This window comes from Paenibacillus sp. RC334, assembly GCF_030034735.1.
Classification (GTDB): domain Bacteria; phylum Bacillota; class Bacilli; order Paenibacillales; family Paenibacillaceae; genus Paenibacillus; species Paenibacillus terrae_A.
Genome location: NZ_CP125370.1, coordinates 1,673,900 through 1,694,064, shown reverse-complemented (window position 1 = coordinate 1,694,064; position 20,165 = coordinate 1,673,900). Strand labels below are relative to the sequence as shown.

Annotated in this window: 21 protein-coding genes and 2 pseudogenes; 5 read left to right on the top strand and 18 right to left on the bottom strand. The window is 39.6% G+C overall.

Translation table 11 applies throughout. The features are described from left to right. Positions 1-69 precede the first annotated feature (69 nt). The 10 genes from QMK20_RS07980 to QMK20_RS07940 form a co-directional block, all read right to left on the bottom strand. Entirely contained in the window at positions 70-327 is a 258-nt protein-coding gene (locus tag QMK20_RS07980) for a hypothetical protein (RefSeq protein WP_283655293.1), read from the bottom strand. 327 nt (positions 328-654) lie between these two features. Continuing rightward, positions 655-1,128 carry a PTS sugar transporter subunit IIA gene (locus QMK20_RS07975; RefSeq protein WP_044647955.1) on the bottom strand — a complete coding sequence of 158 codons (474 nt, stop codon included), beginning with the start codon at positions 1,126-1,128 and terminating at the stop codon, positions 655-657. A 48-nt stretch (positions 1,129-1,176) separates the two neighbouring features. After that, entirely contained in the window at positions 1,177-2,751 is a 1,575-nt protein-coding gene (locus QMK20_RS07970) for a BglG family transcription antiterminator (protein WP_349361929.1), read from the bottom strand. Continuing rightward, positions 2,748-3,233: a helix-turn-helix domain-containing protein gene (locus QMK20_RS27340; RefSeq protein ID WP_349362250.1), complete on the bottom strand. Its 486-nt coding sequence runs from the start codon at positions 3,231-3,233 to the stop codon at positions 2,748-2,750. Before QMK20_RS27340 ends, QMK20_RS07970 begins: the two co-directional genes overlap by 4 nt. 162 nt (positions 3,234-3,395) lie before the next feature. Next, positions 3,396-3,581, bottom strand: coding sequence for a phosphoheptose isomerase family protein (locus QMK20_RS07965; protein WP_283655292.1), 186 nt, complete (start codon positions 3,579-3,581; stop codon positions 3,396-3,398). Between the two features lie 4 nt (positions 3,582-3,585). Then, positions 3,586-3,960 (bottom strand): SIS domain-containing protein, encoded by a 375-nt coding sequence (locus tag QMK20_RS07960; RefSeq protein WP_283655291.1) that lies wholly within the window; start codon positions 3,958-3,960, stop codon positions 3,586-3,588. Between the two features lie 10 nt (positions 3,961-3,970). Continuing rightward, positions 3,971-5,023, bottom strand: coding sequence for a galactitol-1-phosphate 5-dehydrogenase (locus QMK20_RS07955; RefSeq protein ID WP_023988788.1), 1,053 nt, complete (start codon positions 5,021-5,023; stop codon positions 3,971-3,973). Further along, positions 5,020-5,685 (bottom strand): ribulose-phosphate 3-epimerase, encoded by a 666-nt coding sequence (gene rpe, locus QMK20_RS07950; RefSeq protein WP_023988789.1) that lies wholly within the window; start codon positions 5,683-5,685, stop codon positions 5,020-5,022. Before rpe ends, QMK20_RS07955 begins: the two co-directional genes overlap by 4 nt. A 22-nt stretch (positions 5,686-5,707) precedes the next feature. After that, entirely contained in the window at positions 5,708-6,961 is a 1,254-nt protein-coding gene (locus QMK20_RS07945; RefSeq protein WP_283655290.1) for a PTS transporter subunit IIC, read from the bottom strand. A 14-nt stretch (positions 6,962-6,975) separates the two neighbouring features. After that, complete coding sequence (locus QMK20_RS07940) at positions 6,976-7,278, bottom strand: PTS sugar transporter subunit IIB (RefSeq protein ID WP_049828419.1); 303 nt, start codon at positions 7,276-7,278, stop codon at positions 6,976-6,978. Positions 7,279-8,851: 1,573 nt separating this feature from the next. On the opposite strand from QMK20_RS07940, the gene QMK20_RS07935 reads away from it, so the two are divergent. Together QMK20_RS07935 and QMK20_RS07930 are read left to right on the top strand one after the other, a co-directional pair. Then, a complete protein-coding gene (locus QMK20_RS07935; protein WP_283655289.1) occupies positions 8,852-9,760 on the top strand; it encodes an arginase family protein in 909 nt (302 codons plus the stop codon). Positions 9,761-9,906: 146 nt separating this feature from the next. After that, a complete protein-coding gene (locus QMK20_RS07930) occupies positions 9,907-10,497 on the top strand; it encodes a TetR/AcrR family transcriptional regulator (RefSeq protein ID WP_283655288.1) in 591 nt (196 codons plus the stop codon). A gap of 79 nt (positions 10,498-10,576) precedes the next feature. Here QMK20_RS07930 and QMK20_RS07925 read toward each other — a convergent pair whose 3' ends face one another. Next, on the bottom strand, positions 10,577-11,299 hold the full coding sequence (locus QMK20_RS07925; protein ID WP_044647961.1) for a DsbA family oxidoreductase: 723 nt from the start codon (positions 11,297-11,299) through the stop codon (positions 10,577-10,579). Between the two features lie 43 nt (positions 11,300-11,342). Beyond that, positions 11,343-11,990: an NAD(P)-dependent oxidoreductase gene (locus QMK20_RS07920; RefSeq protein WP_283655287.1), complete on the bottom strand. Its 648-nt coding sequence runs from the start codon at positions 11,988-11,990 to the stop codon at positions 11,343-11,345. A 219-nt stretch (positions 11,991-12,209) separates the two neighbouring features. Here QMK20_RS07920 and QMK20_RS07915 point away from each other — a divergent pair, with 219 nt between their 5' ends. The 3 genes and pseudogenes from QMK20_RS07915 to QMK20_RS07905 all read left to right on the top strand — a co-directional run. Next, positions 12,210-12,773, top strand: coding sequence for a TetR/AcrR family transcriptional regulator (locus tag QMK20_RS07915; protein ID WP_283655286.1), 564 nt, complete (start codon positions 12,210-12,212; stop codon positions 12,771-12,773). Positions 12,774-12,941: 168 nt separating this feature from the next. Then, the gene (locus tag QMK20_RS07910; protein ID WP_283655285.1) at positions 12,942-13,160 is read left to right on the top strand and encodes a hypothetical protein; all 219 of its coding nucleotides are present in this window, start codon (positions 12,942-12,944) and stop codon (positions 13,158-13,160) included. Next, positions 13,109-13,234, top strand: a pseudogene (locus QMK20_RS07905) (transposase); the annotation flags it as partial. The gene QMK20_RS07910 and the pseudogene QMK20_RS07905, both read left to right, overlap by 52 nt. A 496-nt stretch (positions 13,235-13,730) precedes the next feature. Here the strand turns inward: QMK20_RS07905 and QMK20_RS07900 are convergent. The 6 genes and pseudogenes from QMK20_RS07900 to QMK20_RS07880 all read right to left on the bottom strand — a co-directional run bounded on the left by QMK20_RS07900 (position 13,731) and on the right by QMK20_RS07880 (position 20,067). Then, positions 13,731-16,217, bottom strand: a complete 2,487-nt coding sequence (locus QMK20_RS07900; protein ID WP_283657763.1) for a glycoside hydrolase family 32 protein — start codon at positions 16,215-16,217, stop codon at positions 13,731-13,733. Between the two features lie 482 nt (positions 16,218-16,699). Then, positions 16,700-17,341: pseudogene (locus tag QMK20_RS27605) on the bottom strand (glycoside hydrolase family 32 protein); the annotation flags it as partial. Between the two features lie 159 nt (positions 17,342-17,500). Further along, the gene (gene manZ / locus QMK20_RS07895; protein ID WP_283655284.1) at positions 17,501-18,325 is read right to left on the bottom strand and encodes a PTS mannose transporter subunit IID; all 825 of its coding nucleotides are present in this window, start codon (positions 18,323-18,325) and stop codon (positions 17,501-17,503) included. 28 nt (positions 18,326-18,353) lie between these two features. Continuing rightward, on the bottom strand, positions 18,354-19,124 hold the full coding sequence (locus QMK20_RS07890; RefSeq protein ID WP_044647965.1) for a PTS mannose/fructose/sorbose transporter subunit IIC: 771 nt from the start codon (positions 19,122-19,124) through the stop codon (positions 18,354-18,356). 39 nt (positions 19,125-19,163) lie between these two features. Next, the gene (locus QMK20_RS07885; protein ID WP_044647966.1) at positions 19,164-19,646 is read right to left on the bottom strand and encodes a mannose/fructose/sorbose PTS transporter subunit IIB; all 483 of its coding nucleotides are present in this window, start codon (positions 19,644-19,646) and stop codon (positions 19,164-19,166) included. A gap of 1 nt (position 19,647) precedes the next feature. After that, complete coding sequence (locus QMK20_RS07880; RefSeq protein WP_283655283.1) at positions 19,648-20,067, bottom strand: PTS sugar transporter subunit IIA; 420 nt, start codon at positions 20,065-20,067, stop codon at positions 19,648-19,650. Positions 20,068-20,165: the final 98 nt, after the last annotated feature.

Sequence of the window (20,165 nt, the reverse complement as noted above, 5' to 3'; positions counted from 1 at the left end):
CCAATCTCCAGTTCCGATACCCACATTACATACTTGGATTTCATAAAAATATCGAATCGTAATCTCTTGTCACCAACTGTGTGTGAATGCACTGTGAAGAGGAGTTCCATCCCTCGCATTCGGACCTTTGAGTTCCAGATAATATTGCAGTAATTTCTCCTCATCCTTATTCATTGATAATGCCCCCATCATTAAGGTATGTTTGGTTTGTTCAATTCGATTAAATACAAACAAAAATTGCTCTTCCAACTTTATGCCTTTCCCACTTGATATTTTGCTTATAATGTATTCTTCACCCCATATATAGAAGGTATCGTCTTCAATCATAACCGCCTCTGCAAATTTCCTGCTTAAGCTTGGATTTTATAAAGGTAGTTTTGATTGGAAACTTTGTGTCGATGTACATTGAACCAAACAGGATTAAGTATTCTGTCTCTGAAAATGGACCAAATAATTAAAAAAAGCCGTTGTATCCCATACATTGAGCCCAAAGTATCCTTCTTTATAAGTTTATCTTTTGTGTCAATAACTAATTTATTGTTCAAACTATTTGGCTGTAAATCCAGTTTTCCATCATTGTTACATGTTGCAATTTCATATCCGGTCCCATCAACAAATTTAATTAATTTTACAACATTATTTTATGTGTCTCTATTAAAGCAACTTCAAGAGTATTTCCTCGATCTCGTCAGGATTAGTTGCATTTTGAAAACGTTTAACGAATTTTTCTTCTTGAAACAAACTTGTTAAGTTCTTTAAAAATGAGATGTGCATCTTAGGATTTTTCACTACAAGTACCATCACGATTTCTGCGTTGACAGTTTCATCTGATCCCCCCATATCCTCGAACTCTATGCTATTATCTAAAACTGCAACGGCAATAGCAGTTTCGTTAACGAATTCTTTATTTGTATGTGGAATTGCTATACCAATTGTCCCCATGTTGATTCCGGTCGGATATTCGATTTCACGTTGAAGCAATGATTCTGTATATCCTTTTTTGGCATAATTTTTCTCTTCTATCATTTTTCCAAAGCTTTTGATAAGCTCTTCCCTCGAATCGTAACGTGCGTGCAGTTGAATTAAATCCTGATCAAACACGAGTCCATTTATCGTTTTTGCGCTCATAATAATTACTCCCTTTTATAAAAATCGGAAAACATAGATATCTTTTTATTAATCCGTACCATATTTTTTGATGATACTATGGATATCCATTGCACTTTGGGCTTGAATGATAGCTTCACAATCGTCTTTACTTTCAACAAGTTTCATTAACTGAACCAATGCCCTTAAGTGCTGTTGTTTATCGACAGCGGCTATAATAATAACGATGTTTATCGGCCTATTTCTTGCAAATTCAACGCCTTGCTCTAAACGGAGCAAGCTCATAGCTACTTCGTTTACGCCACTTTCGGGACTATCATGAGGAATTGCCACATTTGGGCTAATAATGATATACGGATCTTCCACATCGTAATGTTGGATCATAGCTTCTACATAAGAAGGTTGGATACTCCCTTGAAGCAGCAGCGGTAGCGCCCCTAATCGTATAGCCTCTTCCCAAGATGATACTGAAGGAAGCAATGTAATATTCTCCGGCGTTATCAGGTCATGCAAATTTGTCTTTTGTAATTCGGGTTGTGTTTTGAAAGACAACGAGTGATGGCTTGTAAAGTATTGTTGTAATTCCTTTGCAAGAAGTTGCCTGTTCTGAACGGTTGCATATTTCTCAACGATCTCTAGAATATTTTTCAAACTTAATTCAGATGGAGTGAATCCATGCAATAATTCCATCACTTGTTTTCGTAGAGAGATTTTTTCTTCCTTTTGTAATATTGGCTTGACTATAAATAGTCGTTTGTTCGTTTGCAGATATACGGAAGAAAAAACAATGTCATATTCCAAATCATACATCTTGAATTCTCTCACAGATAAGGAATCCAGAAAAATGAATTCAGGAAATAAATCATTCAAGGTAATGAGTAAAAGCTTAGAAACGGATACTCCGTTAGCGCAAACCACTACTGCTTTTGTTTTACTCAGAATGCTGTCTCCTTGCTTTGTTAACCAACCGCCTATCAGCATCGTTAAATAAGTGCATTCACTATCTGGAATATCACAGCCAATGTAATCAGCTAAAGGTTTTGCTGACTTTTTTACAAGGTGGTGCAGTTCTATGAATTCACTGTTAATTGTTTCTTGTAGTGGATTAGTAATAGTAAGTTTATATTTAATGCGATAATATGCAGGTTTTATATGCAGCATGATCATATGCAACAACTGCTTTTTGTCTTGTAAGAGGATGCAGGACATTTTCTCGAATCGCTCCAGCATCTTTTTCAATGCCTGATTTAAATCTGATACGATATCTTCCCCAAGGAGCTCAGATGAGGAAACATTCGTCGTAAGAATTTGCAATGTTATGAATAATCTTTCCTCGGTCGGTATATGCTCCAAATCCGATAGTAGTTCTTGAACCGCTTGGTACTCCTTGGTATCCGATAATTCTTCATAGCTAATATGAAAGGAATTTATTGTTTTCCCAAGTTTGATTCTTCGCAGCAAGATCAGTAGGATATGCGGCAAAGTTTTCATCTTATCGTCTGTAAATTTCAAGCTCAGATGGCTTTCAATCTTTTCAAGACGTTCATGAATCTGTTGCACTTCTTTTTCAGTGATCTCTGCTAACTGTTGAACCCATTTTTCCCCATTGTACATGTGATGAATTTTGTTAACGACATCAATCAATAACTTTCTTTTTGAAATTCAACACCCTCAATTGAGTAACCAGATAACCGAGAATAACGGATACTAAGATCATAAGGTTCGACTAATTCTTGTGCTGCTTTTAGATCATTTAGTATGGTATTCTTGCTTACATAAATGGAACTGGTAAAATGAAATAAAGATAATTCTTCACTACGACTCAGTAGGATCAGAATAATAAGTTCCACTCGCTCTGCTTCAGAAAAAGTATACTTTTTTGTCGAAGGCTTGTTTACTTCATTAGGCACAGCAGAGAAGAGAGTAGCATCAACAATAAAAACACCCTGTTTATTCCGTTCAATTTTTGGTAGGCGTTGGCCCTCTAACCAGTCATTGATTTTTTCAAGGCTGTAACTGATTTGCCTACGGCTTAAACCATACTTATGTTCCAAGTTCTTACTCTTCACACTTGGATTTGATAACAATTCTTGCAGCAAGCTGCTGCTTCTATCATCAAGCTGCATGGCTCTCTCTCCTCCTTCCTTGTTAATAATAATATTGACAGCTCCAGAGGATTATATAAGAGGCTTCAAGTTTAGGTCATATTCAAATTACTCAATTTAATCTTTGCTCTTGGAGGCGCTCTGTGAAGAATCGAAATTTTGTTCTGCCTCCAAATCAAACGTTTATTCCAAATTAGCATGTCTTAATTTCATGTCATCATAGGTTTCATTAAAATTAGCTACCCATTCCAAAACAATCGCATCATACAAGAGAAGACTTAATTGCTCAAATGCCGATCCCATGGGTTGAATAGAAGATTCCATTAAATCAGTATCCGTTTCTTTATTGTCAACATTAATTAAAAGCATGTAATCAGCTAGTTTCCCCAAAGTCGAACTGCGAATTCGTTGTATTAAGAATTACCTTTGCTCCTGATTGCTTTGCTTTTTTTGCATTTACTATTAGACCAGCGGTTTCTCCTGAACCAGAACCAATAAATAAAATATCCTCTGCTTGAATGCTTGGAGTAGTAATATCACCAACAATATAAACCGTTTTACCTAAGTGCAACAGTCGATTAGCGAAAGCACGGATCGCTAAACCTGATCTCCCTGAACCAGCAAGGAAAATCCGCTTTGTATTATACAAGACTTGCAGAATTTGTTCACTTTCACCAACATTCATTAAGGAAATACTTCTTTCTAATTCTTTCATAATGACTTCCATTTGTTTAATTAATTTGTCCATAAGTTCACCTTCAGCTTTCTGGATACATGATTACCTTGCCGATAAGTTCTTTTCTTTCCATTAATCGTTCAAACATTTCTGAACCTTCTTCAAGCGGTATACGATGTGTAATCATTTTTTTAGTATTTAATCTGTTATTGTGCATAAAGTGAACAGTCGTTGCCCATTCCTTACCTGGGAATGGTGCGGATACACAACTCCATGATCCCCACACGGTTAACTCACTTCTTAGGATTTTTTCAAAATAAAATCTTTCCATCGCAACGTCTGCATAAGGGATACCTAGGAACACAACTCCGCCGCCTTTTTTGGCGTAACCAAACACAGTTGCTGCTGTATGGGGCGTTCCAGCTGCTTCAACTACAATATCTGCATTCATGCCATCCGTATATTCAGCGACCTTTGTCAGAACATCTTCATTCAGAGAATTTATCGTATAATCGGCGCCTAATTCCTTCGCAATTTGAAGTTTTTCATCATCAATATCAACCGCAATTACTTTTTTCGCGCCAAATATTTTTGCCCATTGAACAGCAAACAACCCAATGGTTCCCCCTGCTCCAACAATGACCACATCGTCGCCCACCGATAGATTGGTTCGATAATACCCATGTAAAACTACAGTAGAAGGTTCTACCATAGAAGCTGATTCGAAATCCAAATCATCAGGTACTTTAACTAAATTCTTCTCTGGGAGTTTAATGTATTCGGCGAATCCACCAGGTTCCTTAGCACCTATTGCATGCAATGAATTCGCTCTAGCTGGTTGACCTGCTCGATAATAATAATCATCTTCTTCAATTAGTGCTGGACATCCAGCAACATGGTCTCCAACTTTTAGATCTGTTACTTGATCGCCAACTTGTTCTACAACACCTGCAAATTCATGTCCCCATACCTGACCAGGTGTGACTGCACCCAATTTTTTATATCGAGAGATATCAGATCCACAAATGCCACATGCTTTTATTTTTACAATGACATCTTTTCCATCCAGTATTTGAGGTTTTTCCGCTCCTCCAAAACGTATGTCTCTGGCACCATACAGTTTTAATGATTTCATTTTCTCTCATCCTTTCTCTCTCCATGTTCTAGACTTTTCAAATTCTTCACATGTGCTTTGTTATTCGAAAATAAATATGATCCGATGACAACCAAAGATGCTCCAGCTTCGATACATTGACTAGCTATACTCTCATCGACTCCACCATCAACTTCGATCTGAATATCTCGTTGACCTATCATTACTTTCAGTTCTCTTATTCTATCAATCGTTTCTTCCATAAAAACTTGATTAGGTCTTCCTGGATTGATCGACATAACTAGAACATAGTCAATGATGTTTAGAAAAGGTTTCAATATAAAGGTGTCCGTCCCAGGATTAATGACGATCCCTGCTTTCCTTCCATGTTGCTTAATCTGATCAATGACAAAACGAATATGAGGAGTTGATTCATAGTGAACTGATATCATTTCTGCTCCAGTGTCCAACACACTCGCTATATGCTGCTCTGGGGCTGATACCATCATGTGAACATCTAATTTCATATTCACTTGTTTTTTTATATTTTTAATTTGTTCTGGTCCAAATGCGATATGAGGGACGAAGTTTCCGTCCATCATATCTACATGAAGTACTTGAAATCCTTCTTCATATAAAACATCGCATTCACTTTTTAAGTTCATTAAATCTGCTGCAAATATTGAAGGTAAAATCAGATTCATTATTTTTCCTCTTCTCTAGTCTTTATTTAACTAAAGTGCTTGCCCAATAAATTAATAAGTTCCATATCTCAGAAAAAGTAACATCTGTCCCTAAACCTTTTAACTCGACACCTGCACTGTTAAGCATCTGTGTTGCACCTGGTGCAACAAATCCTGCCAAATAAAATGTGATAATACAAAATACTACTGTCGACACAATAGAACGGAATAGATTTCCTTTACTTGTTAACGTACACATTACAGAAATATAGGTAACAGACATTAACAGTCCTATTGGAAAGAACTGAACTCCAGGTAAAATGAGTGCCAATAACATAACAATTGGAATAGAAACGACTGTAGTTGTAATAGTAGTCGGATCGCCTAAGCCTAGCGCAATATCCATCCCCACATTTAGATTGGAGTTATTCCCCATGCGTTTAATCATAAAGTCTTTTGCCGATTTCCCAATTGGAGATAGCCCATCCATCATCACTCCAACAACTTTAGGCATTAATACCATAACTCCAGCTATCCCTGTGGCCATAGTCACTATCTCTGTAACAGGTCTTTTAGTAATTGCCCCTAAAACTAACCCAACAATAAATCCAATAATAACTGGGTCCCCGAGAACGCCTATTTTTTTATTAATTTTACTCAGAGAAAACTCCAATTTATTTAAACCAGGAATGAAATCAATGATTCTATTTACCAGCCAGGCAATCGGATAACCCCAAGCTGAATAAATAATAGTTGTGCAGGTTGTACCTTCTAAACCAAAGTATTCTTGCCATTTTGAAGCAATTAAATCACCAACGAATAGAGCAATAACAGACATCACCAATGTTACTACCAACCCTAACCAGAAACTGTCAAAAAGAAAGTAAGCCAAAGCTCCTGGGATTAGAAAATGCATGTAATTCCATATATCCACATTTAACGTTTTTGTCCATCTAAGTCGAACTAATACTAGATTAATAATTAAACCAAGAGGGATTGCTAATGCTGCAAAAGGAGGCACCCAAGATGCCGCCCCTACAGCTAGCCATCCAATATCTGCAATTGTAAATCCAGAACCGATTTTTGCATAATAATCAACTGCCGGTTTTAGGGAGGAATTGAGCAAGCCAACAACTAATGTTAAACCTAAGAAGCCTACCCCAACTAAAAGACCGGATTTGATAGCGTTTCCAATTTTCATTCGAAAAACTAGACCTAATACGGTGATTATTATTGGTAAAATCGCTGTTGCTCCCATATCAGTAATAGATTTAATAATATTATGCACAGTATCCATTATGATCTACCACCTTAACTATTTTTTAAATCCAGCAGTTTTTCAGCCAATTGATTTTTCAATTTTTCTTCATTAAGCCCTGTTACAAATCCCATGATGTTCATATATGGCTTTTCATCGGTTTTAAAATTATTAGTTGTCAGAACAATATCGACGTTGTCAATAATATTCGGTAATTCCGCCATACTCGTTTTAATGATATCGTAATGTTCAATTCCTGCTTCTTTTAATACCTCTTTCACTCCATCTGCTGCGATAGTAGAAGTTGCTACTCCGCTTCCACAAGCTACGGCGATTTTAATTTTTGAATTTGACATGTTAATTCCTCCTGGTATGTTAGTTTTCGAAGCTAGGTTTAAATCCATTTCCAACCCCAAAGGGTTGAAAAAATCCTCCTTGCAAATTGTTTTATATTTCCTTTTACTCAGCAGGATTAACTTCTTTCTTGCTGTGGATTCATAATAACATGATGAATTCAATTGTTGTATTCGTTTACATCCCACTTTATAGACAACCGGTTGTACAATATAGTGATGAAAAAAATGATTTCCCCTCGATATTTTTCAGGTTAAAATCCATCTATTCCAATGAATTCAATCGTATCAACGAGTTCCGGTACGGGTACAACGGTAGATGAGGCTGAGCTGCAACATGTAGACGTGAGAGATGATGAATCCTGGTACATGACGTCCTATGGAGAGGAACCCACATCTGCCACAACGGAGGAAATGACACTTAGCAGCGCAGATTTGGTATTGCCCGGGTTGATTCCATTTTGTCTCACTCGTATATATGACAGCTCCAGGTTTGCTGAACTACCTCGGTTTTTCTTTTCTTCATTAATTCCTGTCCGTCCACGCTAGGATTTCTGTACCTCGCCAGTTCTGGTATTGGAATCGTATCCATTGGGGGGGGAATCTCCATGCTAATGTGGGCAGTACGAGTATATCCGCTTGCTGGATATCCCCTCTCTGCAGCTCCTTGCGAAATAACTGAAAATGTGCTGAGAATTGTCCGCGTTCGTTGCGTACCCGTACTTGATGCTCTATATCAGTAAAACCTCGTTACTAAAATTCTTAGGAAAAGTCTCACTCGGATTTCCCACTTCCCGTCCTATGTATATCGCTGCTGAAAGCAATCATGATTATCCCACATTTTCCCACATTCTACTGTGGTTAGATAACGATCAAATCAGTTAGTATAATTCCTTCGATGAAATAATGCTGCCAGATGAAATATACGATAATGGAAGGAAACAAAACAAAGTATTCTCTCATGTGTTTTAGTTCATCATGTTTACATCAAGTCTTTACTTATTTTCCTTTACTCAAAAGCATGAAATTTTAATTAAAAATCGATCATACATGCGGCGATCTTTCGTATTTTTCATCGCTTGCATGACTTCATTCCACTCTAATGATTTGTTCATCCTCATTCCCTACCTATCCAAATATGGTTTCTTAACTATTCGACAAGCAGGGTTGAAATTCCTGATCCTAGTTTTCTAATCTTTAGTTCAACTTATATAAATTACACAAACTTATTATCTTATCCAATATAAAAAAGTGTCAAATTGCCTTTAGTATATGAGTGTTTCTATCTTTCCTTTACTCTTTGTCTTAACTGCCATCGGCTTGCTCCTTCTTTATCAAAAAGAATTTTTCTCATTTGCTATACACTTCTTTTTGTTATCTTTATAGTATTGACCAAGAGTGTCAAAAATAATAAAAGATAAAAAGCTTCCTTTAGAATTTCATGATTTTCATTGTATAATCAGCATAATTTCAAATAGGCATTCCCTGTTATTTAGGGTTTGCAATATAAAAAGTAATCTTGTATCATTTTAAGTGAATGAACGTTCACTAACTTAAATAAAAGGAGAAATTTCTTATGAATGAAATGGATACAAGCCGTACACTGCGTTTGTTATTCCCTCAATGGCAAGGAGGGAACAACCCTCCTTACGTTCTGGGAGCTCACTTGTTAAACTGGCTTGCTCCCAAGTCTAATGGTCCTTTTGAAGAAGTACCCGTCGATCTGAACCCTAATGTAGAAAAAGAACAAGGTATAATTGCCAAAAGTACCGTATTGCAACAAGCTAGATCAGCCAAAAGTCTAATTCATAAACATAACCCTGAACGTATCGTTGTCCTTGGAGGGGATTGCAGTGTAGAACTTGCTCCTTTTTCTTATTTGAATGAGAAATATGATGGAGATGTTGCTCTGTTATGGGTAGATGCTCACCCTGATGTCTCGATCCCTGAAGACTTTGAAAATCATCATGCTCATGTTCTTGCCAATTTGCTTGGTGTAGGTGATCAGGAATTTGTTGCAGAGGTTCCTCATCTTTTTAAACCTGAACAAATCCTATATGTAGGATTGAACGACATGATCGATGCTCTTCACTCAGAGCCCATGAAAAACATGAAATTAGATATTGTAGGTCCCGATGAAATTAAGCAGGATAGTTCTAAAGTGCTCCAATGGCTAGCTGAGAAAAAACCGTCCAAGATTATTATTCATTTTGATCTGGATGTACTGGATATGAAAGAATTCCGTTCTCTTCTGGTTGCTTATCCGGGAACATACGAAGAATACACCAAGAGCTTCCCACAAGGACCAAGTATGGAAACCATTATCCGAGTTTTGCAAGATGTAGCCAAATCCTATGATGTAGTCGGTCTAGGGATCACTGAACATTTCCCTTGGGACTCTTATTTCTTGGCGAACATGCTGTCTCGTTTACCTCTGCTTGGAGATATTGATAACAAAGAGCGTCCAGTCTTTAATACACTTTAATCCAAATGCAGACTATGGTAATGTACATGGTATGATGGATGTACATTATTTCGCGAAACAAGGAGGTTGCAGGGATAAGAGCCAAGAAGGTATCCCTGTACATTTGAAATACAATGAATAACTCTGAACCGCCTAAATCGAAACGAATGAAACAAAAAGACGATAGCAGACGCTTGCTCATCGAGGCTGCTGTTCGATGTTTTTCACGCAATGGATTTCACAAAACAGGCATTGTCGAAATTGCAAAAGAAGCAGGAATGAGTGCAGGGAATCTGTACCGCCACTTTCCAAGTAAAGATGCATTTATTATTGCACTGGTGGAAGAAGAACAGCGCCATGCCTTGTCCAAAATGGAATTTAAAGAAACCGAAAAAGATCCTCTCGGACAGATTCTGACGATTATAACTAGTTGTGTCAGTAATCCCGTATATCCTATGGACCAGAGATTATGGATCGAAATTTTGGCTGAAGCTTCACGCAATAAGGGTGTGCGACATGTCTTCAATCAAAGTGATATCATCATGCGTGAATCATTCAAAAATCTGCTTACAAGTGCTATTCATGAAAAACAAGTAGATCCAGATTATGATGTGGAGACCCTTTCTCTCTGGTTGTATGCGCTGATTGACGGCCTTATTGCACGTACAGCCACTGACGAACAATTCAGTTTTGATCACCATATGAGTCAATTCAATCAACTGATTCGCCAAGCATTAAAACCCAAAGAGTTCCAATAAAAGAAACAGCGGCAGCTATGGACGAGAAAATAAAGTCCTGGACTGCCGCTGTTTTACGATTACTTTAATGGCGCCTCCGTCAACTGTTTTTTGGCGTACAATAACCATCCTCGCAAACATTGCCTGATTCTTGGTTTAGAGTCGTATCTAACGTCATCAGCGGATGTTCCTCGTCCCATGCTTTTTGCAGCGCCTCCAGAAATACTTCGCTTGATTGTGCTGCGCCTGAAATCGTATATTTGCGGTTGATGACAAAGAAAGGTACACCTTTAGCTCCAAGGTTGCTTGCTTCGCGCCCATCTGCACGAACTTCATCCGCATATTGCGTGCTTTCCAGCACGTTGATCGTTTTCTCGCGATCCATACCGGCTTCCGCCGCTATGTCGGCCAGTGTGTCCGCGTCGCCGATATGCTTGGAATCTGTGAAATACGCTTTATACAAAAGCTCCAACACTTCCGCACTCTTGCCATAGGTACCCGCAAACTTGATCAATCGATGCGCATCGAGCGAATTAGTAGGGATTATTCGGTCAAATCGAAAATCCACTCCATCGCTCTTCGCTTGTTGGGCAAATTGTTTATGCATGGCCTTGGCTTCTTCTCTGCTGCCACCATGCTTTGAAACGTACAAGTCATGTACATCGTAAGCAGGGTATTTCTCGGCATAAGGATCTAGCTGGAAGCTCCGGTACTCCACATTCACTTTATCTTTGGATGCAAACCGCCCCAGCCCGTCCTCGAAACGCTGTTTTCCGATATAACAAAATGGGCAGCCAATGTCCGACCAAATCTCTACTTTCATTTCGTTCCTCTCCCTTCACTTGATAAACAGATCGAATCATTTCTCAACTGTTGTATACAATCGGCATTTGATGAATTAAGGATGGCTCGGAAGCTGCATGATACATAAATTTAGCGATATTTTCTCGGGATACCCCCATCTTGGCTGGCTGATCGCCTAGCGAGTAAGCATAATGAACGTTTTCCTTATGCCTTACATTTGGATTAATAATCCGAACTACTGTCCAGTCTAAAGAAGATCGCTTGATGATTTTCTCAAGCTTTTTCATTTCGTGATAACCATTCGGAAACATCACCTTGGCCATAATTCCTGGTACAACTGTGGCAATCGAATTCCGATCCTTATCAGATTTCAAGGTTGGAGTAGCAAGTGTAATGAGTCGTTTCTTATTTAACTTCCTCATCGCATTTACAATAACCTCATGACCATCTGCAACAGGGGTACCTTTTAATTTTCTGGACGTATCGAGTGCGGGTCCCAATGTGCTAATGACGACATCAGCATTCGATATTGCTTGTTCCACCAAGTCTTGATTAGATAATTGACCCTCGACAACATTTAGCTTCTCATGTTTCTGTCCAATTTTCCCCGCATTTCTAGCATAAAGGGTAACGTTATCCCCGTTTTGAATTGCTACCTCAGTCAAAATTTTCCCAATTGCACCACTACCACCAAAAAGCGTTATGTTCATTAGTCGATCACCTCGATATTATATTGCAAGAATGTGCTGATAACTCAATGAGCATTTAGGTTATAACAAAACTTAATCGAACTTTCGTTGAATATATAACGTTCGTTGGTTATTATTATATGGATTATGTTGATTTCTTCAATCGCTAAAAAAGTGATTTTTGTTTTATATTCAACGGATTCAAATAATTTGTTAAATATCTTCTGGAGGCTATACATTATGGGAGTTAAAATTGATCGTAGAATCCTAAAAACAAAGGCAGCCATATTTAATGCATTTATAGGTTTGATCTCGGAGAAGGATTTTGAAGAAATAACTATTAATGAGATTGCGGATCGGGCGAATGTTAACAGGGGAACCATTTATTTTCACTACACCGATAAATACGATCTTCTTAACAAATGCATCGATGAGCATTTGAGCAGAATGATCTCCGTTTGCATCGATCCAAATCAGGGAAAGGTTGATTTTATTCATTCTTTGTTACCTGTTTTTCAATACTTTGAGCAGAACCATACGTTTTTCGCTTCCATGCTTTCGAATAAAGGAATCCCTGCATTTCGGGAGCATATGTTAGAGATCGTGACAGGGAACATAAAAGACCAAGTCAATATGGAGGACCTTAATAAGGGGTATGACAAGCTATTGATCACGCACTTTATGGCCTTTGCATTCATTGGGGTAATCGAATGGTGGATTATAAATAACATGCCACATTCACCGAAATACATGGCCGAACAGGTATGGGGATTGTTTAAAAGGAATCAGGTATCCCCTTCATAAGCGAGATAACCCGTTCTTTAACTTATAGATTAGCGAAAACAAGTTATTTGAGAACATCATGTATTACACGATGTTCTCAACGAGTATGAAAAATTGAGTCTGTAAAATAGATTGTGTAAACTCCCCAAACCATTAAACTGGTAATCAAGAAAGGTTGGGGGAGCGCACATGGGACTTTGGACGAAACAGCAACTGAGAGCGTTCATCAAAGAGAATAAGCTGGTGACGGCTCAAGATGCACAGAAGGCTTTAAAAGAGTTATTTGCTGAAACTTTGCAAGAGATGTTGGAGGCCGAGCTGGATACCCATCTGGGCTATGAGAAACATGAAGTCCAAGCCAAAACGACCGCAACAGCCGTAACGGAAAAAGCAAGAAAACGGTGGTGAGTGAATACGGCGAACAGGAGCTCAGCGTCCCTCGGGACCGGTTGGGTGAATTGGAGCCGCTGGTCGTGACAAAAATATCGAATGTCTTCTCTACGTAATCCCTTGTCACCAACTGTGTGTGAATGCACTGTGGAGAGGAGTTCCATTCTCCCGCATTCGGACCTTTGAGTTCCAGATAATATTGCAGTAATTTCTCATCATCCTTATTCATTGATAATGCCCCCATCATTAAGTTATAAAATCCAAGCTTAAGCAGGAAATTTGCAGAAGCGGTTATGATTGAAGACGATACCTTCTATATATGGGTTGAAGAATACATTGTAAGCAAAATATCAAGTGGGAAAGGCATAAAGTTGGAAGAGCAATTTTTGTTCGTATTTAATCGAATTGAACAAACCAAACATAGGGTAGTTTTGATTGGAAACTTTGTGTCGATGTACATTGAACCAAACAGGATTAAGTATTCTGTCTCTGAAAATGGACCAAATAATTAAAAAAAGTTTGTATCGCTGTGCGGCGACACAAACTAAATCCATAGAGATACAAATATCATTATCTAACTTTTCTTAATCATTCATCTTTATGTTTTAGTTTCACTTTAACTTCTTTAAAAAAAGCCGTTGTATCCCATACATTGAGACCAAAGTATCCTTCTTTATAAGTTTGATCTTTTGTGTCGATAACTAATTTATTGTTCAAATAAACCTTAGTGATATTGCCTTGAGCTTCTACTTTGAGATGATAATCTGTATTTGGCTGTAAATCCAGTTTTCCATCATTGTTATATGTCGCAATTTCATATCCGGTCCCATCAACAAATTTAATTAATTTTACAATATTATTTTTTATATCAACATTTGCTGCATACGAATTCTTTGCTGTTAAGTCAGAACGAAAAACCAATGAACCCGCTCCAATGGAGTTATCTATCAAATCTTTTTCAGAATTACCGGGGTGGGAATCTGTATCTGGCACGTTTATATTGGCTTCATATACAAAATTCCTGCCGGTCACTTTTGATACTATAAAAGCATCTCCCTTACTCTGTCCCTGTTTTCCATGAATGGTGTCCGCCCACTTCCCGTTAACGGTGGTCCAACCTGATAAGTTGGATTTAAAAGAAGAGTTCTTTTCTTTCCATACACTCTTTAGAGGATATAGGTCCAAAGATTTCAGCTTTACATTTCCGCCCTTACTATAGATCTTTAGTCCTTTGCTTGCAGAATCCGCAAATATCTGATCGGTAATCACTGTCGTACCATCATTGCCGAACACCTCTACAGCTGATCTATCAACAATAACCTGCAATTTAACCGTACCGTTTTTTGCCTGTAATGGTCCCTCATGCTTGCCAACTACATTACTTCCGTAATCGAAATCTCCTGAATGAGTTCGGTCTACGAATAATTGTTCGTTGTAGACATCGTAACCGACAGTAGTATATTGCTCACTTCCTTCACGGATCTTGAAGCCAAATTCTGTTGCCTTAGTATCCGATACATCAAACAAAGCGATCAGTTCAAATGTATCTTCTGATAAATTAGAAAGAAGATGGCTGTTACCCGTTATCATTTTATTGGTATACGATATACGATCCCCTCTGTCACGAATGCTTTTTAGCGAAATAGGGGTTTGTTTTAAACGTAGACCCTTTGCGGTTTGAGTGAGCTCCATCTTCCGCGGCAGTGTTGTTGAACTTCTCCACGTTGAGGTGGGTGTATCGTTGGCATACTTCCAATTACTCATCCAGCCGAGCCAATATTTCTCACCCTTCTTCCCTTCTACTCCACTCCAATCCACAGCAGCATAAAAATCAGCGCCATAGTCAGTCCATAACACTTTATCGGAAGTATTTTCATTTTTAAACGTTTTACCGTCAAAGCTGCCTACAAAATACTGCATGCCCGATCCGCCTGCCGGAGCACCATCATTTATACTTACCTGTAGGACCCACTTTCTTTTTGAAGGGTCGCCATCAACCGGCAATTCGACTAACGTAGGACATTCCCATACTCCTCCGATGCTGCCGTTTGTGGAAGGAATCCACTGTCCAGAAACAGCGGACCAATCTGTGAGGAGTCCGCTTTGTTTCATATCTGTTTTCTCCGGCTCTTTTGCAACCTGGTCAACTTTATCCGATATGATCCCTTCATTATAAACATTAACATCATCAACATTTATATGACCGTAACCATCTTTTGCATGGTCTACTACCTTGATATATAACACTTCACCAATATATTTGGACGCGTCCCATACGTATTTTGAATATTTTTCCTCATTAAATTTTATATTGGCCTGGCGGATCAATTCTTGATCGTCGGCTGCTCTGACCAATGATACATAGGTATTGTCGCCATCATCGCCTGCTCCTAATAATAGATTGATTTCACCGGAACCGCCTAGTTTAAAATAGGAGGAATGCAGTTCACCCGTTGCTTCATCTCCCTCGTGAAGCTTGGAATATCCCCACAAGTGATAATTCCCTTCATGTCCGAAGGATCCACCCCAATAAGTCGCTTCACTGGATACATGATCATCCGAAAGAGTATCACCCTGGGTCACAGTCCATCCGGTTAAATCGCCTGTTTCAAAATCATGATTGGTGATTTCTTTCTCATCGGTCATGATATTTCTACCCAATTGAACATCCTGAAATATCGCAGAAGAGTGCAAAAGATGTAATCCAAAATGGCCGGACAGGAAGGTTGCATCATCGATATCATGAATGAGATTTCCGTCCAGATACATCTTTATATTTGTTCCTAATGTGCTCACTTTTAAATCATGGCTTTGATAAGTATCCAGCGTTACTGTGGTTTCGGCCAGAACCGTTCTATTCCCGTCTTCCATTTTCACGATTTTCACTTTATCGTTTAAAGCATCGATATTCGCCATATATCCATTTTCCGCATCAGCATCCGCTCGGAAAATAAGTGATCCTGTTTCATCTCCTCCCTCTGACAAATCAATAATCGCATTATATATAAAGTTATCCCCAGTCTTACCACTTATGATAAAAGCATCATCTGCTGATGTACCGCTTTTCCCCTCCAAGGTATCTTCCCACCGGCCGGTTACAGCCGCCCAATTAGATAGGTTGGTTGCAAAGTTAGAGGTGTTCTTGAAATTTACATTTCGGAAGCTGTTGAATTCCAGGCGGTCAGACCGTAATAACCATAATCAAATTCAGTATCCGTTTCTTTAATTACAGACTGATTATCTACAAACACATGAATGTCATGACCATATACGTCCACCTGCACGTTGTAAGTTGATGAGGTTCTCAGGGTTAAAGACTTGCTTGCAATTTCTGTTATCGATCCATCGACATTCTTATTTAAAGTAACGACATCATTTTTGGCGTCCAGGCTGACGACATAACCGTTTTTCGCATTCTTGTCAGCACGAAAAACCAGACCTCCTGAGCCTTCCCTGCCATTCTTTTTATTAAGGGTAATATCTCCCTCATAGGTGAATGAACCGCCTTCCTGTGAAGACATAGCGTACGAAGTGGTATCCAGACTGTTGGCCTGTATTCCGTTATCTTCACCAAATTCACTTGCATAGGTCCACTGTTTTAAATTGGGGGAAGTATAAAACATTACTTTATTCGCTGCGGCCAAAGACATCACCCATTGTCTGGAGTCTTCATGCCAGAATACTTTAGGGTCTCGCCAATCCGATATCGGGGGATCCGGCATTACCGGATTTCCTTCATACTTAGTCCAGGTTCTGCCTCTATCTAAGCTGTACGCAATGCTTTGAACCTGGCCGTTATCCCCGGAATGAGTAAAGATCGCAACCATCGCTTCTTTTCCGAACCCTGCTGTATTGTTCCAATCGATCACGGCACTTCCCGAGAAAATCTGACCGTTTTCATCTGGATATAATGCAATCGGTAAATGTTCCCAGTGAATAAGATCTTTGCTCACCGCATGCCCCCAATGAATCGGTCCCCATTTCGTTCCATAAGGATGATACTGGTAAAAAAGATGATATTCACCCTTATAATAAACCATTCCATTCGGGTCGTTCATCCAGTTAGCCTCAGGCGAAAAATGAATCTGATTACGGTAAGTTTCATCGTAATAACCAAGATCCGCTGCAAAGGCGGGAGTTAACGGTAAACTAAATACCATAAAGCAAATAAGCAGCATACTTAACTTCCTCTTCACCATCTTTCACATCCTCTTTTAATATTTTGAACACCAAGTGTTATTTCTTAACATTACAAATAAAGCGTTTACATTTATCTCTTTAGCTCAATATGTTTACGCTGTTTTGGTCACAAAAATCCGACAAAGTCCGGCCAAGGATGACTCCCTGACCGGCACGTTTTAGGCCAAAACACCAAATGCGTACCCAATAATGCCTACTGCGAATAAAGCAAAAATCAGAGCGATTGCGTTCACTTTCTTTTTCAGTAGCCTCATACATAAAAAGGTCAATAATAGTGGTAAAAGTCCGGGCATCAATTGATCCAAAATCATCTGAACGGTCGTAATAACCTCTTTTCCATCCGTCCCCACATATCTTGATACCACCAGCGGCACATTCAGGGTGGTCCATTTGGAAACAAGTGCGCCCATAACGAAAAGCCCCAGTATGGAGGCTGACTCCGTGAGTTTTTGCAACCGGTTTCCCGACATATCGGAGACAATCTCCGTACCTTTGTGATAACCGTATTTCAGACCGTACCATTTCGTTGCCAAGCGTACAATGTTAAAGAGCAGGAAGAAAATAAACGGTCCGATAAGGCTGCCGGATAAGGCGATTGAGGCTCCCAGCGCAGCCAGAACCGGACGTAAAGTCCCCCAGTAAATTGGGTCACCCACTCCCGCAAGAGGTCCCATTAGACCGACTTTGACTCCACTGATGGTAGCATTGTCAATCGGCTGGCCGCTCGCTTTCTGTTCTTCCATCGCAGCCGTTACACCCATAATAGGCGCCGAGATAAACGGTTGAGTATTGAAAAATTCCAGATGTCTTTTCAATGCCTCTTTTTGATCTTCTTTCTTGCTGTACAGCCGCTTAATCGCCGGGATCAAGGTGACACAGAAACCAATCGACTGCATTCGCTCAAAATTGAACGAGCCTAACAGGAAGCATGAACGTACAAACATTTTATTTAAATCACTTTTAGTCAGCTTCTTTTCTTTCATAATGCTCTCCTCTTCCGTCAGGTATTTACTATAACTCTTCAATTTCTTCCATATTCTCATTACGCTGGTTGTATTTTGGACTCAACTGGATGTAAAGCAGAGCCAGAACCGCGCCAATGACCCCAAAACCAACCAGATTAATGTTTGTAAAAGCTGCAATGACAAAGCCCAGAAAGAAGAATGGCATCAGGTATTTGGCTGCCATCATATTAATGACCATCGCATACCCTACGACTACGATAAAGCCGCCCGCAATTTGTAGTCCTCTTGTGATAACCTCCGGAATTGCGTCAAGCATTGCAGTCACCAGACCCGTTTCTGCAGCAACTGCCACCAGAACAGCGGGCAGAGCGACGCGCAGACCTTGCAAAAGTAAGGCAGTAAAGTGACATAGCTCAATTCCTTTGAAATTTGCAGATTCCGCATACTTATCAGCTAAATGCTGGAAGAAGACAGTAATCGTCCTGACAAAAATGGTAAGCACTTGTCCGGCGGCTGCAATTGGAATCGCAACGGCAATTCCGGCGCCGATCGATTGATGGCCGACGATGACCAAAATGGTGGAAACTACGCTGGCTAGAGCAGCGTCTGGTGCTATGGATGCTCCTACATTCATCCATCCCAAAGCCATTAATTCCAGAGTACCGCCAAGTATAATGCCAGTTTTGAGATCGCCAAGGACAAGGCCAATCAACGTACACGCAATCAGAGGACGATGGGTTTGCCCTTCATCCAGAACGCTGCCCATGCCACATATGGCCGCTACCAGTGTTACCATCACAATTTGAAAAACAGTCATTTCTATAACTCCTCTCTTGTTGCCGCCTGGTATTTACGATCATAGATCCTGCAGTTTGGTAATTAAGTTGATTTTCGGATCACTGGCTACTTTTCTGATTTCCAGCTCAATGCCTTTTTCATGCAGCTTACGAAATGCGTGTACATCCTGTTGGTTTACGGAGACCGCCCCGGTAATCTGTGTCTTCCCTTCCTTAAAACACATTCCGCCTACATTCACCGAGCGGATGGGTACTCCCCCTTCCACAACCCGCAGTACATCCGTAGGGTTGGTAAAGAGGAACAATGTTTTAAAATCACTGTATTTGGGGTTATTATAAGCCTCTATCGCTTTGTTAATCGTTACGACATACGCCTTAATTCCAGGCGGCGACACCTGAAGCAATAAGGTTTTGCGTAGTGTATCCGCTGCGACTTCATCGCTAACGGCGATGATCTTGTTGCACTTCGCTTCTTTCACCCAAACGGTCGCCACCTGACCGTGAATCAGACGGTCATCAACACGAACTAATGCAATTTGCATTCTATAATTCCTCCTCTGATTGACTGTTTCGAATAGCACGAAAAGACATCATGGAATCGTGCCCCGCATGGATCGCTAGATTTACCAAATTCTCCACTTGTTCAATCCCTCTGTTTGCAAGAAGGTCAACGATCATTGGCAGGTTGACTCCTGTCACAATATCCATTTTTTCATGGTTAACCACAATTCGGCTGGCAGCATTATAAGGACTGCCACCGAATAGATCAACAAGGAAGATAACACCGTCCGTCCAATCCAGCGATGCCAACGCAGCCTTATATTTCTCTACAAGTCCGCTGACACTTTCACCTGGTTCAAACGTAACACCTGCCACATTATCCAATTGGCCGAAAACCATTTCCGTTGACCTCAGTATTTCTTCAGAAAATTTCCCATGTGTCCCAACAATTACACCGATCATCTGTCTCACCCCCTTTGTTTCTCTCCATATATATCTATAATGCAAGTTCTGTGCCAAACATCTGTATAGATCAGAGGAAATTTTGTAAACAACAAAAA

Coding starts and splice junctions, on each gene's coding strand:
- QMK20_RS07980 (WP_283655293.1), bottom strand. CDS start 327: ATGATTGAAGACGATACCTTCTATATATGGGGTGAAGAATACATTATA.
- QMK20_RS07975 (WP_044647955.1), bottom strand. CDS start 1,128: ATGAGCGCAAAAACGATAAATGGACTCGTGTTTGATCAGGATTTAATT.
- QMK20_RS27340 (WP_349362250.1), bottom strand. CDS start 3,233: ATGCAGCTTGATGATAGAAGCAGCAGCTTGCTGCAAGAATTGTTATCA.
- QMK20_RS07965 (WP_283655292.1), bottom strand. CDS start 3,581: ATGCTTTTAATTAATGTTGACAATAAAGAAACGGATACTGATTTAATG.
- QMK20_RS07960 (WP_283655291.1), bottom strand. CDS start 3,960: ATGGACAAATTAATTAAACAAATGGAAGTCATTATGAAAGAATTAGAA.
- QMK20_RS07955 (WP_023988788.1), bottom strand. CDS start 5,023: ATGAAATCATTAAAACTGTATGGTGCCAGAGACATACGTTTTGGAGGA.
- rpe (WP_023988789.1), bottom strand. CDS start 5,685: ATGAATCTGATTTTACCTTCAATATTTGCAGCAGATTTAATGAACTTA.
- QMK20_RS07945 (WP_283655290.1), bottom strand. CDS start 6,961: ATGGATACTGTGCATAATATTATTAAATCTATTACTGATATGGGAGCA.
- QMK20_RS07940 (WP_049828419.1), bottom strand. CDS start 7,278: ATGTCAAATTCAAAAATTAAAATCGCCGTAGCTTGTGGAAGCGGAGTA.
- QMK20_RS07935 (WP_283655289.1), top strand. CDS start 8,852: ATGAATGAAATGGATACAAGCCGTACACTGCGTTTGTTATTCCCTCAA.
- QMK20_RS07930 (WP_283655288.1), top strand. CDS start 9,907: ATGAAACAAAAAGACGATAGCAGACGCTTGCTCATCGAGGCTGCTGTT.
- QMK20_RS07925 (WP_044647961.1), bottom strand. CDS start 11,299: ATGAAAGTAGAGATTTGGTCGGACATTGGCTGCCCATTTTGTTATATC.
- QMK20_RS07920 (WP_283655287.1), bottom strand. CDS start 11,990: ATGAACATAACGCTTTTTGGTGGTAGTGGTGCAATTGGGAAAATTTTG.
- QMK20_RS07915 (WP_283655286.1), top strand. CDS start 12,210: ATGGGAGTTAAAATTGATCGTAGAATCCTAAAAACAAAGGCAGCCATA.
- QMK20_RS07910 (WP_283655285.1), top strand. CDS start 12,942: ATGGGACTTTGGACGAAACAGCAACTGAGAGCGTTCATCAAAGAGAAT.
- manZ (WP_283655284.1), bottom strand. CDS start 18,325: ATGAAAGAAAAGAAGCTGACTAAAAGTGATTTAAATAAAATGTTTGTA.
- QMK20_RS07890 (WP_044647965.1), bottom strand. CDS start 19,124: ATGACTGTTTTTCAAATTGTGATGGTAACACTGGTAGCGGCCATATGT.
- QMK20_RS07885 (WP_044647966.1), bottom strand. CDS start 19,646: ATGCAAATTGCATTAGTTCGTGTTGATGACCGTCTGATTCACGGTCAG.
- QMK20_RS07880 (WP_283655283.1), bottom strand. CDS start 20,067: ATGATCGGTGTAATTGTTGGGACACATGGGAAATTTTCTGAAGAAATA.